The sequence below is a fragment of the Pseudomonas sp. O39 genome (assembly GCF_045447295.1).
GTDB lineage: Bacteria > Pseudomonadota > Gammaproteobacteria > Pseudomonadales > Pseudomonadaceae > Aquipseudomonas > Aquipseudomonas antarctica_A.
This window is the reverse complement of record NZ_JBJGXV010000007.1, coordinates 74,678-90,400: the sequence shown is the minus strand read 5'-3', so window position 1 is coordinate 90,400 and position 15,723 is coordinate 74,678. Positions and strand designations below refer to the sequence as shown.

The 15,723-nt window shown below is 60.4% G+C and carries 14 protein-coding genes; 11 read left to right on the top strand and 3 right to left on the bottom strand.

Annotated elements, in window-relative coordinates; all coding sequences use genetic code 11:
• Positions 1-456 precede the first annotated feature (456 nt).
• From hydA to preA, 3 genes are all read left to right on the top strand, one after another.
• On the top strand, positions 457-1,896 hold the full coding sequence (hydA, locus tag ACI77D_RS12715; RefSeq protein WP_407016692.1) for a dihydropyrimidinase: 1,440 nt from the start codon (positions 457-459) through the stop codon (positions 1,894-1,896).
• Positions 1,897-2,044: 148 nt separating this feature from the next.
• Entirely contained in the window at positions 2,045-3,412 is a 1,368-nt protein-coding gene (locus ACI77D_RS12710; protein WP_407016732.1) for an NAD(P)-dependent oxidoreductase, read from the top strand.
• The gene (gene preA, locus ACI77D_RS12705) at positions 3,412-4,686 is read left to right on the top strand and encodes an NAD-dependent dihydropyrimidine dehydrogenase subunit PreA (protein ID WP_407016691.1); all 1,275 of its coding nucleotides are present in this window, start codon (positions 3,412-3,414) and stop codon (positions 4,684-4,686) included. Before ACI77D_RS12710 ends, preA begins: the two co-directional genes overlap by 1 nt.
• 122 nt (positions 4,687-4,808) lie before the next feature.
• On the opposite strand, the gene ACI77D_RS12700 is transcribed toward preA, so the two are convergent.
• A complete protein-coding gene (locus tag ACI77D_RS12700) occupies positions 4,809-5,429 on the bottom strand; it encodes a TetR/AcrR family transcriptional regulator (protein WP_064453020.1) in 621 nt (206 codons plus the stop codon).
• A 348-nt stretch (positions 5,430-5,777) separates the two neighbouring features.
• Here ACI77D_RS12700 and ACI77D_RS12695 point away from each other — a divergent pair, with 348 nt between their 5' ends.
• The 8 genes from ACI77D_RS12695 to ACI77D_RS12660 all read left to right on the top strand — a co-directional run bounded on the left by ACI77D_RS12695 (position 5,778) and on the right by ACI77D_RS12660 (position 12,769).
• On the top strand, positions 5,778-6,641 hold the full coding sequence (locus ACI77D_RS12695) for a sensor domain-containing diguanylate cyclase (protein ID WP_064453021.1): 864 nt from the start codon (positions 5,778-5,780) through the stop codon (positions 6,639-6,641).
• A 157-nt stretch (positions 6,642-6,798) separates the two neighbouring features.
• Positions 6,799-7,266, top strand: a complete 468-nt coding sequence (locus tag ACI77D_RS12690) for a GNAT family N-acetyltransferase (protein WP_064453022.1) — start codon at positions 6,799-6,801, stop codon at positions 7,264-7,266.
• A complete protein-coding gene (gene copC / locus ACI77D_RS12685; RefSeq protein ID WP_407016690.1) occupies positions 7,260-7,625 on the top strand; it encodes a copper homeostasis periplasmic binding protein CopC in 366 nt (121 codons plus the stop codon). Before ACI77D_RS12690 ends, copC begins: the two co-directional genes overlap by 7 nt.
• Before the next feature lie 3 nt (positions 7,626-7,628).
• A complete protein-coding gene (gene copD, locus ACI77D_RS12680) occupies positions 7,629-8,486 on the top strand; it encodes a copper homeostasis membrane protein CopD (protein WP_407016689.1) in 858 nt (285 codons plus the stop codon).
• Positions 8,487-8,670: 184 nt separating this feature from the next.
• A complete protein-coding gene (locus ACI77D_RS12675; RefSeq protein WP_407016688.1) occupies positions 8,671-9,933 on the top strand; it encodes an OprD family porin in 1,263 nt (420 codons plus the stop codon).
• Positions 9,934-10,127: 194 nt separating this feature from the next.
• Positions 10,128-10,952 (top strand): NAD-dependent epimerase/dehydratase family protein, encoded by an 825-nt coding sequence (locus tag ACI77D_RS12670; protein ID WP_407016687.1) that lies wholly within the window; start codon positions 10,128-10,130, stop codon positions 10,950-10,952.
• Between the two features lie 30 nt (positions 10,953-10,982).
• Complete coding sequence (locus tag ACI77D_RS12665; RefSeq protein WP_407016686.1) at positions 10,983-11,858, top strand: SMP-30/gluconolactonase/LRE family protein; 876 nt, start codon at positions 10,983-10,985, stop codon at positions 11,856-11,858.
• 14 nt (positions 11,859-11,872) lie between these two features.
• Positions 11,873-12,769, top strand: a complete 897-nt coding sequence (locus ACI77D_RS12660; protein WP_407016685.1) for an aldose 1-epimerase — start codon at positions 11,873-11,875, stop codon at positions 12,767-12,769.
• Positions 12,770-12,823: 54 nt separating this feature from the next.
• Here the strand turns inward: ACI77D_RS12660 and ACI77D_RS12655 are convergent, their stop codons facing one another.
• Both ACI77D_RS12655 and ACI77D_RS12650 read right to left on the bottom strand, forming a co-directional pair.
• On the bottom strand, positions 12,824-13,978 hold the full coding sequence (locus ACI77D_RS12655) for an HlyD family secretion protein (protein ID WP_064453028.1): 1,155 nt from the start codon (positions 13,976-13,978) through the stop codon (positions 12,824-12,826).
• Positions 13,975-15,621, bottom strand: coding sequence for an MFS transporter (locus ACI77D_RS12650; RefSeq protein WP_064453029.1), 1,647 nt, complete (start codon positions 15,619-15,621; stop codon positions 13,975-13,977). Before ACI77D_RS12650 ends, ACI77D_RS12655 begins: the two co-directional genes overlap by 4 nt.
• Between the last annotated feature and the right edge of the window lie 102 nt (positions 15,622-15,723).

Here is a 15,723-nt window from a genome sequence, read left to right as displayed (position 1 = left end):
CGCACCGCTTATATAACCTGCTGATGTTTATCAGCTTTATGCCCTTACCCGATTGCCCCCTCGGTACTGTCCGCGCGACTCAGGCTAAATAACGCAGACGTTGTCCGACGCCTCAGGGCTCAATCTGGTGCAACACAATTATTTTTATTTCCCGCCCTCGTCAAGGGGCATGTCTCAAGCGTCTGATTTGCAATAAGAAATGTTGCTCAAATTGATAACCTGTCAAGTGCGTCAAAATGGTGAGAGGCCGCTACATTTTGGTGAATTATATTTATTATTCTTATTAATCAATATCTTATATTCGATATAAGCTTATAAAAAATGTTCTTGCTCATTATAAAAACTCGGGCTAGTTTCTATTCCTGTCACCGATGACAGGTTTTGACCGACCATCGGCAAGCAGCACTACAACACTTAGAACTGGCACAAGCCGGTCAAGCCTGTGAGGAACTCGACATGTCGCTGTTGATCCGTGGCGCCACCGTTATTACCCATGATGAAAGTTACTGCGCCGATGTTTTATGCGCAGGCGGTCTCATTCGCGCTATTGGCACGGGGCTGGATGTTCCCGCCGGCACTGAGGTACTCGACGGCAGCGGCCAATACCTGATGCCCGGCGGCATCGACCCCCACACCCATATGCAATTGCCCTTCATGGGCACCGTGGCCAGTGAGGACTTTTTCAGCGGCACGGCGGCAGGCCTTGCAGGGGGCACCACGTCGATCATCGATTTCGTGATCCCCAACCCGCAGCAGTCCTTGATGGAAGCCTTTCACCAGTGGCGCGGCTGGGCGGAAAAATCCGCTTCCGACTACGGCTTCCACGTGGCGATCACGTGGTGGAGCGAGCAAGTGCGCGAGGAAATGGCCGAGCTGGTCAGCCACCATGGCATCAACAGCTTCAAGCATTTCATGGCCTACAAGAACGCGATCATGGCGGCTGACGACACCCTGGTCGCGAGCTTTGAACGTTGCCTGGAATTGGGCGCAGTGCCCACCGTGCATGCGGAAAACGGCGAGTTGGTGTACCACCTGCAACGCAAATTGATGGCCCAGGGCATCACCGGGCCGGAAGCGCACCCGCTGTCGCGCCCGTCCCAGGTGGAAGGTGAAGCGGCCAGCCGCGCGATCCGCATCGCCGAGACGATCGGTACGCCGCTGTACTTGGTGCATGTATCAACCAAGGAAGCACTGGACGAAATCACCTACGCCCGTAGCAAGGGCCAGCCGGTGTACGGCGAAGTGCTCGCCGGCCACTTGCTGCTGGACGATAGCGTCTACCAGCACCCCGACTGGCAAACCGCTGCGGGCTACGTGATGAGCCCGCCATTCCGCCCGCGCGGGCACCAGGAAGCGCTGTGGCACGGCCTGCAATCGGGCAACCTGCACACCACCGCCACCGATCACTGCTGCTTCTGCGCCGAGCAAAAAGCCGCCGGTCGCGACGATTTCAGCAAGATCCCCAACGGCACTGCCGGTATCGAAGACCGCATGGCGCTGCTGTGGGATGAAGGCGTGAACACCGGGCGCTTGTCGATGCAGGAGTTTGTCGCGCTGACGTCGACCAATACCGCAAAAATCTTCAACCTCTACCCGCGTAAAGGTGCGATCCGCGTGGGAGCCGATGCGGATCTGGTGCTGTGGGACCCCCAGGGCACGCGCACGATTTCCGCCAAGACCCACCACCAGAACGTCGACTTCAACATCTTCGAAGGCAAGACCGTGCGCGGCGTGCCGAGCCACACCATCAGCCAGGGCAAGCTGGTCTGGGCCGATGGCGATTTGCGCGCCGAACGCGGTGCCGGCCGCTATGTGGAACGACCCGCGTACCCGTCGGTGTTTGAGCAGTTGAGCAAGCGGGCGGAGCATTCCAGGCCCACTGCCGTAAAACGCTGAGACCGCCAATCGCGGGCAAGCCCGCTCCCACATTTGATCGGGTTCACACATTCCAAATGTGGGAGCTGGCTTGCCTGCGATGGCGCCAGCACAGGCAACAAAGATGCCCGCTAGAGGCAATCCAAAAAAAAACCGTGAGGCCAAAACCGTGATCCAGACCCTGACCCACCTCCCCCATCCCCACGAAGATGGGGCGACTCTCGCCAGCCATTTCACCGACCTGGCGCCGCCGCTCAACGCCCGCCAGGCACAATTGGAAGCCTCGCGCTGCCTGTATTGCTACGACGCGCCCTGCGTGAATGCGTGCCCCAGCGAGATCGATATCCCGTCGTTCATCCGCAATATCCACACCGAAAACGTACAGGGCGCGGCGCAGAAAATCCTCTCGGCGAATATCCTCGGCGGCAGTTGCGCGCGGGTGTGCCCCACCGAGATCCTGTGCCAGCAAGCCTGCGTGCGTAACAACGCCGAAGAATGCGCGCCGGTGCTGATCGGCCTGCTGCAACGCTACGCCATCGACAACGCGCACTTTAGCGAACACCCGTTCCAACGCGCTGCACCGACCGGCAAACGCATCGCCGTGGTCGGCGCCGGGCCGGCGGGTTTGGCGTGTGCCCATCGCGCCGCCTTGCACGGCCACGACGTGGTGATTTTCGAAGCCAGGGAAAAAGCCGGTGGCCTGAATGAATACGGGATCGCCAAATACAAACTGGTCGATGACTTCGCCCAGAAGGAACTGGATTTCCTCCTGCAGATCGGCGGCATCGAGATCCGCCACGGCCAACGCCTGGGCGACAACCTGACCTTGAGCGAACTGCACCAGCAATTCGATTCGGTGTTCCTCGGCCTGGGCCTCGCCGCCAGCAAACAGCTCGGCTTACCCCACGAGGACGCCCCCGGCCTGCTCGCCGCCACCGACTATATTCGCGAACTGCGCCAGGCCGATGACCTCTCGCAACTGCCTCTGGCCGACCGCTGTATCGTGCTTGGTGCGGGCAATACCGCCATCGACATGGCCGTGCAAATGGCCCGTCTCGGGGCCCGCGACGTGAACCTGGTGTACCGGCGTGGCCTTGCCGACATGGGCGCCACCCAGCATGAACAGGACATTGCCAAAGCCAATCAGGTGCGGCTGCTGACCTGGGCCCAGCCCGATGAGGTCTTGCTCGATGATCAGGGCCACGTACGCGGCATGCGCTTTGCCCGTACACGCATGGAAAACGGTCGACTGCAGCGCACTGGCGAGACCTTCGAGCTGGCCACCGACGCGATCTTCAAAGCCATCGGGCAAGGTTTCGATAACGAGGCGCTGCACGACCCACTGGCCCAGCAACTGCACCGCGTGGGCGAAAGAATTTTCGTCGACGAACACCTGCGCACCAGTATTCCCGGGGTATACGCCGGCGGCGATTGCGTCAGCCTCGGCCAGGACCTCACGGTACAAGCGGTGCAACACGGCAAACTGGCCGCCGAAGCCATGCACGCCCAACTCATGCTGAATGTGGAGGCTGCGTAATGGCCGATCTCTCGATTGTGTTCGCCGGTATCAAAGCCCCCAACCCGTTCTGGCTGGCCTCCGCGCCGCCCACCGACAAGGCCTACAACGTGGTCCGCGCTTTCGAAGCGGGCTGGGGCGGCGTGGTGTGGAAAACCCTCGGTGAAGACCCGGCGGCGGTCAACGTGTCGTCACGCTACTCGGCGCATTACGGCGCCAACCGTGAAGTGCTGGGCATCAACAATATCGAGCTGATCACCGACCGTTCCCTGGAGATCAACCTGCGGGAAATCACCCAGGTCAAAAAGGACTGGCCCGACCGCGCGCTGATCGTGTCGTTGATGGTGCCCTGCGTTGAAGAATCCTGGAAAAACATCCTGCCGTTGGTGGAGGCCACCGGCTGCGACGGCATCGAGCTCAACTTCGGCTGCCCCCACGGTATGCCCGAACGTGGCATGGGCGCGGCGGTGGGCCAAGTGCCGGAGTATGTGGAACAGGTGACGCGCTGGTGCAAGACGTATTGCTCGCTGCCGGTGATCGTCAAGCTCACGCCGAATATCACCGACATTCGCGTGGCCGCGCGCGCTGCATATCGCGGGGGTGCGGATGCAGTGTCGTTGATCAACACCATAAACTCCATCACCAGCGTGGACCTTGAACGCATGGTCGCCCTGCCGATAGTCGGCACCCAAAGTACCCATGGCGGTTATTGCGGCTCGGCGGTGAAGCCGATCGCCTTGAACATGGTCGCGGAAATCGCTCGCGACCCACAGACCCAGGGCCTGCCCATCTGCGGGATTGGCGGCATCGGCAACTGGCGCGACGCGGCGGAATTCGTCGCCCTGGGTTGCGGCGCAGTGCAGGTGTGCACGGCGGCGATGCTGCATGGGTTTCGAATTGTCGAGGAGATGAAGGATGGGCTGTCGCGGTGGATGGACAGCCAAGGCTACAAAAGCTTGCAGGAATTTTCCGGGCGGGCGGTGGGCAATACCACGGACTGGAAGTACCTGGACATCAACTATCAGGTGATCGCCAAGATTGATCAGGCCGCGTGTGTTGGCTGTGGACGTTGCCATATTGCCTGTGAGGACACGTCGCACCAGGCCATCGCCAGCTTGAAACAGGCGGATGGCACGCACAAATACGAAGTGATTGACGATGAGTGCGTGGGCTGCAATTTGTGCCAGATCACCTGCCCGGTGGCCGATTGCATTGAGATGGTGCCGATAGAGACGGGTAAACCGTTTTTGAATTGGACGCAGGACCCGCGTAATCCTTACCGGGAGGCGGTGTAGCTTCTTGGACCGCCTTCGCGAGCAAGCCCGCTCCCACATTCGACTGCACTGCTTCAGACAAAACGCGGTCAACTGTGGGAGCGGGCTTGCTCGCGAAGGGGCCCTAAGCCTCACCACACCTCTTAAGGCTCCAACCCAATCCCCCGCAGAATCACCCCCGTCACCGTCTGGATCGCTTTCTCAAACTGCATATCCGACAACGGCTGGTGATCATTCAGAATTTTCACCTGGTGATCAAAGTCCGCATAGTGTTGGGTCGACGCCCAAATCATATACAGCAAGCTCGACGGTTCCACTGGCAGGATGCGTTTGTCCTCGACCCACTGGCGAATTTTCGCTTCCTTCATCTTGGCCCAGTCATACAGGCTTTCGTCCAGCGCCTCACCCAGTGTCGGCGCGCCGTGGATGATTTCATTGGCCCAGACTTTCGAGCCATACGGCCGCGTACGCGAGCGCTGCATCTTGGCGCGGATGTAGCTGCTGAGCACCACCCGTGGGTCATCGAAGGTTTCAAAGCTCAGGGCATCCTGCTTCCACAGCTCCAGCAGGTCGAACAGCACCGCGCTGTACAGCTCGCTTTTGGTGGTGAAGTAGTAATGCAGGTTGGAGCGCGGCAGTTGCACTTCTTCGGCGATGTCAGCCATGGCGGTGCTGCCATAGCCTTTCTCAGCGAAGATTTTCTCCGCCGCCAGCAGGATTTTTTCGACGTTGACCCGACGAATGCTGATCTTGTGATTGCCCATAGATGCTGGAAGCCCACTCACTGTTATATGCAATTTACCTTCGACACATCAAACCCCTACCGCTCTTGCTCTGCGCGTTCCCACGAACGTGTGCGCCGCGAGCGTTATAAGCGTGCTGTAAAGGCATCGCGTGATGAATGCCCTCCATCACATCACGAACCGCCTCATTAGGCTACACGCCATCATGAGGTGCCGAGCAGATCGCTCGACTGCGCAACGGTGGCGCTGGCCTTTGAACGCCGTTGATCGACAGATCGGGCTTGGCGCCTGAAAGTCTGCAGGATTCCTCGGCAACGTCCTTCGCGATCGGGCTATGATCGGCGAATCTGAACCGGACGCCCCTGACCTATGGCCGTTGACCTGCAAGCCCTCTATCCAAAGTTGATACACCTGATGCTGGACACGGTGTTCGTGGTCGACAGCGATAACCTGATCGTCTTTGTGAGTGATGCCTGTGAAGCGCTGCTCGGTTACCGTGCCGACGAACTGACCGGCACACTCATTACCGACTACATGCACCCAGAAGAACTGCCGCGCACCCGGGCCTCGATCGTGCGGGTCATGAACGGCCAGCCTCACGTCGACTTCCGCAACCGCTATATCCGCAAGAACGGCAGTGTCGTACATATCCTGTGGGCGGCATTCTGGTCCGAAGAAGTCGGTGCGCGGATCGGTGTTGCGAGGGACGTAACGGCCCTCACACAGGCTGAGGAAGAGTTACGGTTCCTTGCCCATCATGATCCGCTGACGGCCCTCACCAACCGCTCACTGTTCAATGATGGGCTGGCGTCGGCCCTGCAAGCAGCACAGCGCCACACCACCACGTTTGCGTTGCTGTTTCTGGACGTCAATGACTTTAAGGGCATCAACGACGTGCATGGCCATGCCGTGGGCGATCGGGTGCTCTGTGTGATCGCACGACGGCTGGAACGCTGCGTACGCGAGAGCGACCTGGTGGCCCGGATGGGCGGGGATGAATTCACGGTGCTGCTGACGGATATCCAATCGCAAGAAGCTGTTTGCGCGAAAGTGGCGCAGATACTCGCGGTCATGGCCGAACCGCTGGGCGCCGAGTTTGACGGGGTAAAAATGCCGTCTTGCAGTGTGGGTGTGGCGTTTTATCCGGCGAACGGTGAGGACGCCGATACGCTGCTCAGCCACGCAGACAGCGATATGTACCGGATAAAAAGGCAGCGCTTTGCCGTGAAGTGACGAACTTCGCGCGGGGCGATCCTCCGACAGCTCCATGGCCTCAAGACTGACGTCGGCTCAGGATCAAGGCGACCGGGCATAATGAAACTTCTTACGCGAACCTTTCCCCCCAAAAACGGATTGGTTAGGATCGCGATCCCCATGAAGGATCATTGCAATGACTACTCGACCTCGCGTGGCCGCCGACGACACCGTGCTGGGAGCACTGTGGGAGCGCTCGGTACGGGCCACCCATGACTTCCTCACTGAGGACGACATTCAACGTTTACTGCCCCTGGTACGCGACACCTACCTGCCGATGCCTGCCATCGACGTGTGGGTGTTCGAGGATAACGCAGGCATCGCCGGTTTTATCGGCACCGGCGGGCACACTGTGGAAATGCTGTTTATCGACCCCGACCGCCGTGGCCAGGGCATCGGCCGGCAATTGCTCGACCATGCCCGCGCACGCCTCGGCACGCTGATCGTGGACGTAAACGAACAAAACCCGCAGGCCGTGGGGTTCTACCTGCACTATGGTTTTATCCAGGTCGCGCGCTCGCCGCTGGATGGCGAGGGCAAACCCTTTCCTGTGCTGCACATGGCATTACCGACTCCCTCCACTGAAGGTACTGAACAATGTTGATCAAGAAAGCCCTGACCACCGTCACTCTGCTCGCTTCTCTGCTGGGCGCCTCGGCGGCATTTGCCCATGCCCACCTGAAAAGCGAAACGCCCGCCGCCGACAGCACTGTCGCAGCGCCCGCGGACTTGCGCCTGACCTTCAGCGAAGGCGTCGAAGCAACCTTCACCAAGGTGTCCCTGAGCAAGGACGGCACCGAAGTCGCGATCAAAGGCCTGGAAACGCCCGACGCCGACAAGAAAACCCTGGTGGTGACGCCTGCCGCCCCACTGGCCGCCGGCACCTACAAAGTGGTGTGGAACGCGGTGTCGGTCGACACCCACAAGAGCAACGGTGAATACAGCTTCAAGGTCGGCCAATAACCCATGGCGACCCTGCTGGTGCTGTGCCGTTTCCTGCATTTCATCGTCGTGCTGTTGATGTTCGGGGCCTGTGTGTTCAGGCCCTGGCTCTTGGGCGCTGAACCGCAGCCGACACTGGACCGGCAGCTGCTGCGCATCACCCGTGCCTTGGCGTGGCTGGGGCTGGGCTCCGGCGTGGCCTGGTTGCTGTTAATCACGGCGAGCATGGCCGGCAGTTGGGATGCGGCCCTGCAACCGGCAACCGTGCAATTGGTGCTGGGCAAAACCTTTTTCGGCCAGGTGTGGGTCTGGCATTTATTGCTGAACCTGCTGCTGGTAATCGTGTTGATCAAACCCTGGCCGGTAGTGCGCCTGCCGGTGAGCGCACTGCTGCTGGCGACGCTGGCCCCCGTTGGCCACGGCGCCATGCTCAATGGGCTGAGCGGGCAATTGCTGATTCTGAACCAGGTGGTGCATTTAGTCTGCGTCGGTGCCTGGCTCGGCGGGCTGTTGTTGCTGGTGTTGATCCTCAGGCAGTCACAATCGCGCGCGCTGCAACCTATCCTCCAACGCTTCAGCGGAGTGGGTTACGCCCTGGTCGCCGGCCTGCTGGTGACGGGTTTGATCAACGTGCGCGTGCTGACCGGGCAGCTGTGGCCCACGCCGCTGTTCAACGGGTTTGCCCTGATTCTGTTGATCAAAGTGCTGCTGGTGCTGGGCATGTTGGCGCTGGCGCTGCTGAACCGGCTACGCATCGAGCATTGCGAGCAACGGCTGGGGAGCTTGAAGGCCAGCGTGATGCTGGAAGGGCTGTTAGGCGTTTGTGCAGTCGCCGCTGTTTCCCTGCTTGGCACCCTTCCTCCGATGGTGATGGCCGGCTGAATTCACGGCACGCTCAAGCCTACCTCGATTACCCACACTGACGCGCCCACTTCAGACCGATCAACACGAAGTCATCGTATAACTTCTGCTTGACACCCCACGAAAACCCCGCAAATATCTCGCCCAATGTTGTACGACGACGTACGACAAATAATAAAAACAACAACCGAAACGGAGCCTCACTGTGAGTCAATTCGCCCGCAATTCCTCCTCGCGTATCGGCCTGATCGGTCTAAGCAGCCTAGCGTTCACTCTTCCCCTCAACGCCCAGGCCGATGGTTTTATCGATGACGCCACGGCCACGCTCAACCTGCGCAACGCCTACTTCAACCGTAACTTCACCAACCCGACCTATCCCCAGGCCAAGGCCGAAGAGTGGACGCAGAACTTCATCCTCGATGCCAAATCGGGCTTCACCCAGGGCACCGTGGGTTTCGGGCTTGATGTGTTGGGGCTGTATTCGCAGAAGCTCGATGGCGGTAAAGGCACCGGGGGCACCCAACTGCTACCGATCGGCAGTGACGGCCGCCCCGCTGACAATTTCGGGCGCCTGGGCGTGGCGCTGAAAACCAAACTGTCGAAGACCGAATTGAAAGTCGGCGAATGGATGCCGGTGCTGCCGATCCTGCGCTCGGACGATGGTCACTCCCTGCCCCAGACCTTTCGCGGTGGCCAGGTCACCTCCAATGAAATCGCCGGGCTGACCCTTTATGGCGGGCAGTTTCGCGGTAACAGCCCGCGTAACGATGGGAGCATGGAAGACATGTTCATGAACGGCAAAGCCGCGTTCACCTCTAACCGTTTCAATTTCGGCGGCGGCGAATACAGCTTCAACGACAAGCACACTCAAGTCGGCGTGTGGTACGCCGAGCTGAGCGATATCTACCAGCAACAGTTTTTCAACCTGACGCACAGCCAGCCCGTGGGCGATTGGACCCTGGGCGCCAACCTCGGTTACTTCAACGGCAAGGAAGACGGTAGTGCCCTGGCCGGAGACTTGAACAACAAGACCCTCTCCGCACTGCTCTCGGCCCGATACAACGGCAACACCTTCTATGTGGGCTTGCAGAAACTGACCGGCGATAGCTTGTGGATGAGGGTTAATGGCACCAGCGGCGGCACCCTGGCCAACGACAGCTACAACTCCAGTTATGACAACGCCAGGGAAAAGTCCTGGCAAGTGCGCCATGACTTCAACTTCGTGGTGCTCGGCATTCCCGGGCTGACCATGATGAACCGCTATATCAGCGGCAGTAACGTACACACCGGTGCGATCACGGATGGCAAGGAATGGGGCCGCGAATCGGAACTGGCCTACACCGTGCAGAGTGGCGCGCTGAAGGATTTGAACGTGCGCTGGAGGAATTCGACCCTGCGTCGGGATTTCAGCAACAATGAATTCGATGAAAATCGGATCTTTATCAGTTACCCGATTTCCTTGTTGTAACTCGGTCAATGTGGGAGCTGGCTTGCCTGCGATAGCGGTGTATCAGTAACCGCAATATCAACTGACCGACCACCATCGCCAGCCAGTTCCCACAATGAGTCACTTGTCATCAGGAAGAACGTTGACAACGTAGGGAATGCAAAACGATACTTTCATCAAGTCATACGACAACCTACAACAACAATGGAACCCTCATGACCACCACCACAACCGCACCTGTTCCATTCAACCGCCTGCTGCTCACCGGTGCCGCCGGCGGGCTGGGTAAAGTCTTGCGCGAACGCCTGCGCCCTTACGCCAAGGTGCTGCGCCTGTCGGACATCGCCAACATGGCCCCGGCCGTCGATGTCGGCGAAGAAGTGCAGCCGTGCGACCTCGCCGATAAACAAGCCGTGCACCATTTGGTAGAAGGCGTCGACGCCATCCTGCATTTCGGCGGCGTTTCGGTAGAGCGTTCGTTCGAAGAAGTGCTCGGCGCGAATATCTGCGGCATTTTCCACATCTATGAAGCCGCCCGCCGCCAGGGTGTAAAGCGCGTGATCTTCGCCAGCTCCAACCATGTGATCGGTTTCTACAAGCAAGGCGAAACCATCGACGCACATTCGCCGCGCCGCCCGGACAGCTACTACGGGTTGTCCAAGTCCTACGGTGAAGACATGGCGAGTTTCTACTTTGATCGCTATGGCATCGAGACCGTGAGCATCCGCATCGGCTCCTCGTTCCCCGAGCCGCAAAACCGCCGGATGATGCACACCTGGCTGAGTTTCGATGACCTGACTCAATTGCTCGAACGTGCGCTGTACACGCCGAACGTCGGCCACACCGTGGTCTATGGCATGTCGGATAACCTCGACACCTGGTGGGACAACCGCTACGCCGCGCACTTGGGTTTTGCGCCCAAGGACACTTCCGAAGTATTCAGGGCGCAGGTCGAAACGCTGCCACCCGTCGCTGCCGATGACCCGGCGAAGCGCTATCAAGGCGGCGCATTCTGCGCGGCGGGACCGTTCGGTGACTGAGTGCACAGCAACCCAAGGGAATGAGTAACCATGAGTGCTGAATTGATTGTCGACGCCCGCAATGCCGTGGGCGAGTGCCCGGTGTGGGTGCCGCAGGAAAACGCGCTGTACTGGGTGGATATCCCCAACGGCGGCCTGCAACGCTGGAGCGCCACCACCGGCCATGTCGCCGCCTGGAAAGCGGCGCAAATGCTTGCGTGCATTGCCCGCACCACAACAGGCAATTGGGTCGCCGGCATGGAAACCGGTTTTTTCCAACTGACCCCGCACAACGATGGCAGCCTCGACACTACGCTTCTGGCGAGTGTCGAGCACCCGCGCCCGGACATGCGCCTCAACGATGGCCGCTGTGATCGCCAGGGCCGTTTCTGGGCCGGCAGCATGGTGCTGAACATGGGGTTGAACGCGGCCGAGGGCACCCTTTACCGCTACGCCTCAGGTGTGGCGCCGCAGGCTCAGTTAAGCGGTTTTATCACCCTGAATGGCCTGGCCTTCAGCCCTGACGGCCGCACAATGTACGCGTCGGACTCCCATCCGCTGGTGCAGCAGGTCTGGGCCTTCGATTACGACATCGAAACCGGCACGCCGTCCAATCGCCGTGTGTTTGTCGATATGCATCAGTACCCCGGGCGCCCCGACGGCGCAGCGGTAGATGCCGACGGCTGCTATTGGATCTGCGCCAATGACGCCGGGCTGATTCACCGTTTCACCCCCGAGGGTCGCCTCGACCGCACCCTGAGCGTGCCGGTGAAAAAACCCAGCATGTGCGCCTTTGGCGGCAGCCGCCTGGACACGTTGTTCGTCACCTCGATCCGTGACGACCAGAGTGAACAGTCACTGGCCGGCGGCGTATTTGCCCTGAACCCTGGCGTCCAGGGCCTGCCCGAACCGACCTTTGCCCTCTAGTGGGTTGGACTGCGATGCTGATTGAACTCGAAGATAACCTGACCCACCTTACCCTGGCTCCGGCCGTGGGCGGGAGCATCGTCAACTGGCGCGTGCGCGCCACCGGGCAAGCGCTGTTGCGACACACGGATGAGCACGCGCTGAACAGCGGTTTGCCGGGCAAGCTGGGCTGTTATCCCTTGGCGCCCTGGTCCAACCGGATCGCCCTGGGCGGTTTTGACAACCCCGATGGCTGGCTGGACCTGACGCCCAACAGCCTCACCGATCCGTTGCCGATCCATGGCTCAGCCTGGCAACAGGCGTGGCGGGTGGTCAGCCAGACGGCGGATGAAGTGGTGCTCGAGGTGGTGTGCGACACACCGTTTGCCTACCGCGCCGAACAGCGGTTTCGCTTGAATAACGGTGAGCTGAGCATCGCGTTGCGCGTGACGCATCTGGCTGAGCACGCGGCGTGGCACGGTTTGGGCTTGCATCCCTACTTGCCGCGTCAGCCAGGCACACGGTTGCAGGCCAGGGCTACGCAGGTGTGGTTGAGTGATGCGTCGAAGCTGCCTACCGGGCTGGCACCAATGCCGGAAGATTGGGACTTCACGGTCTCAAAAGCCCTGCCCGCAGGCCTGGTGGACAATGGGTTTTGCCAATGGGACGGGCATTGCCGGATTGAGCAGCCAGAGCTGGGGTATGTGCTGGAGTGCCGGGCGACCGGCGCCGATTACTTCCTGTTGTACTGCCCGCCGGGGTTGGGGTTCTTTTGCATTGAGCCGGTGAGCCATCCGGTGAATGCCCATCATCTGCCAGGGCGGCCTGGCCTCAAACTGTTAGAACAAGGCCAATCAATCCAACTCGATTTCAACCTCAGCTACCATCCAACTGTGGGAGCGGGCTTGCTCGCGAATGCGTTGGATCAGTAACACACCCACCGACTGACACACCGCATTCGCAATGCCTACTCCCACATGTCTGTGTCAGGGCGGTGTGTTTTTGAGGCGCCCTGCCGTGTCGATACTCACCACCACCGACAACCCCGGCCGCAGGCGCTCGATCTCGGCCTGGTCGGGGTCAACCGTAATCCTCACCGGCACCCGTTGGGCAATCTTCACAAAGTTGCCGGTGGCATTGTCCGCCTGCAACAGGCTGAACTCCGACCCGGTCGCCGGGGAAATATGCTGCACCGTGCCGTGAAACTTGCGGTGGTTCAGCGCATCCACGGTGAAGGTCACCGGCTGACCAACCTGCACATTGTCCATCTGGGTTTCTTTCATATTGGCAATCACCCACAACTGGGGCGGTACCAGAGCCATCAACTGCGCGCCGGAGTTGACGTAGGCACCGAGGCGTACGCCAATCTGCCCCAGTTGGCCGTCACGCGGCGCGATGATGCGGGTGTTGGACAGGTCGATACGCGCCAGTTCCACGGCCGCATCGGCACTCGCCACAGCGGCTTCCAACGAACCGCGATTGACGATCACCGTTTGCAGGTCCTGCCGGGCAATTTCCAGGCTGGCCTGGGCCTGGGCCACAGCGGCGATGGTCTGCGCATTCGCGGCGCGGGCCACATCCAACTCACGCTTGGACACCGAACCGTCGCTGATCAACTCTTCGTTTCGGCGCAGGTCGGCAGTGCTTTTGCGCGCCTGGGCCTGGCTGTCCACCAGTGCGGCCTGGCGCAGCTTGATCGTCGCTTCGGCGCTGTTGCGTTGCTGCACCACGTTGGCCAACGAGGCTTTCTGCACGGCCAGTTGCGCCAGTGCCTGGTCGAGGCGTTGCTTGTAGATGCGGTCATCCAGGCGCACCAACAGGTCGCCGGCCTTGACGAACTGGAAGTCCTGCACCGGCACTTCATACACATAGCCGCTCAGTTGCGGGCCGATAATCGTCACTTGCCCGCGCACCAGGGCGTTCTCGGTGGTTTCCACCGCGCTGCTGAACGGTGGCAATTGCCAGGCATACAGCACGATCAGCACACCGACGATGGCGATCGCGGCAAAGCCCAGGGACGAGATGATGCGCACCCGCAGCGAGCGCGGCTCGGTGACCGATGCACCCGGCGGCGTGGTGCCTTCCGGGGTGGACGCGATGGCATTAGTGGTGGTCGTGGTGCTGGTGGTCGGTTCGGTCATGAAGTAACGCCGCTGGGTTGAACGAGAGGGGCTGCTGTCTTGGTGGTACTCATCAGCCACAGACTGCGGATAAATATCCAGAGCATGGTGAGGATCGCGATGATCGCAATCAACATGAACACATCGTTGTAGGCCATCACGTTCGCCTCACGCGTGGCCGCAGTGGCCAGGCTGCGGATGCCCATCAGGTTACGCAATTGCGGGTCGGCGATGACGCCGCCATAGGCCGAACCGCCGCTCTGCACCCGCGCGGCCACAAGCGGGTCAAGCAGGGTCAGGTGCTCGACGATCATGCTGGAGTGGTACTTCTCGCGCACGATCTGGAAGGTGCCCAGCAAGGCCGCGCCAATCAGGCCCCCAAGGTTCTGGCAAATGCCGAACATCACCGAGAAACTCACCAGGTTGCGCGGGTTGGTCAACACGTTTTTCGTGCCCAGCACCATCGTCGGCCCGAGAAAGAAGGTGCCGCCAAAGCCTAGCAGGAACTGGCTGATGTACAGGTTCTGCGGGCGGGTCAGGTTGCTGGAGAAGCTGTCCATCACCGAGCCCGTGGCCATCAGCGCCAGGGAGATGATCAACGGCATCAGCAAGTGGGCCGGGTTGATCGTCAGCGCACTGACCACCAGCCCGGCAATCGCCCCGGCCAGCATCACCACGTACAACGTGTGCATCTGCTGGTAGCTCATGTTCAACATCTGCATGAACCCCACGGCGCCGGTGGACTGCTCCGACAGCACCATGCGAATCAGCACCACCGCCAGCGCCAGGCGGATCATCACGCCACTGCCCAACCAACGGGTCATCAGCAACGGGTTTTTGCGGTTATGCTCGATGGCCAGGCCAGCCATGATCAGCACCAGGGAACAGGCCGAGGCGACGCCGATCCACGGCGCTTCCAGCCACCAGTCGATACGCCCCAGGGACAGCACCGCGCAGAGCAGTGCCACGCCGGTGGCGAGGATGCCGAAGGTGAGGAAGTCGAGTTTTTCAAAAGTCTTGAAGCGATCGCCGGGCGGCAACTTGAGCAGAAATACGCAGCCAAGGCAGATCAGTGCCAGGCCCAGTTCAAACAGGTACAACCCGCGCCATTCGGCGATTTGCAGCAAATCTTCGGAGAACAATCGCGCCAGCGGCAACGCCAACTGCGCGGTGCCCAGCCCCAGCACCAGGGCTTTCATGCGCCACTTCGCCGGGAACGCCTGGATCATGTAGTACAAGCCCAACGAACTCAGTGCCGCACCCACCATACCGTGGGCCGCCCGCACCGCAATCGCCGAACTGAGGTCGTTGACGAACAAATGGCCGAAGGTCACCAGTGCATACAGCACCAGGAACACCTCGGTAAACGCACGCAAGCCGAACTGCTGGCGAAACTTCACCAGCAACAGGTTCATGCACACGTTGGTCATGACATAAGCAGCGGGCAGCCAGGCCATTTCGGCGGTGGTCGCGCCGAGAGCACCCTGCAGGTATTGCAGGTTGGCGATCACCAGGGCGTTGCCCAGCCCGCCGGTAATCGCCACCAATACGCCGACCAGCGCAAACAGCCAGCGCTTGTGCGTGGGGTGCAGCGGCGTCGACGGCGAGCCGGGCAGGCTCGGTCGCTCGTGGGGCTGCCAGGTGTGGGGGGTGTATTTGTCCATTGCATGACCTTGATGATCCGACGTGCAAGGCCGGTGAATCCGTGACTCAGGGCCTAGTAAACCTGAGAGGCGTTCATCTTGCCATGTCAAATATGTACACGG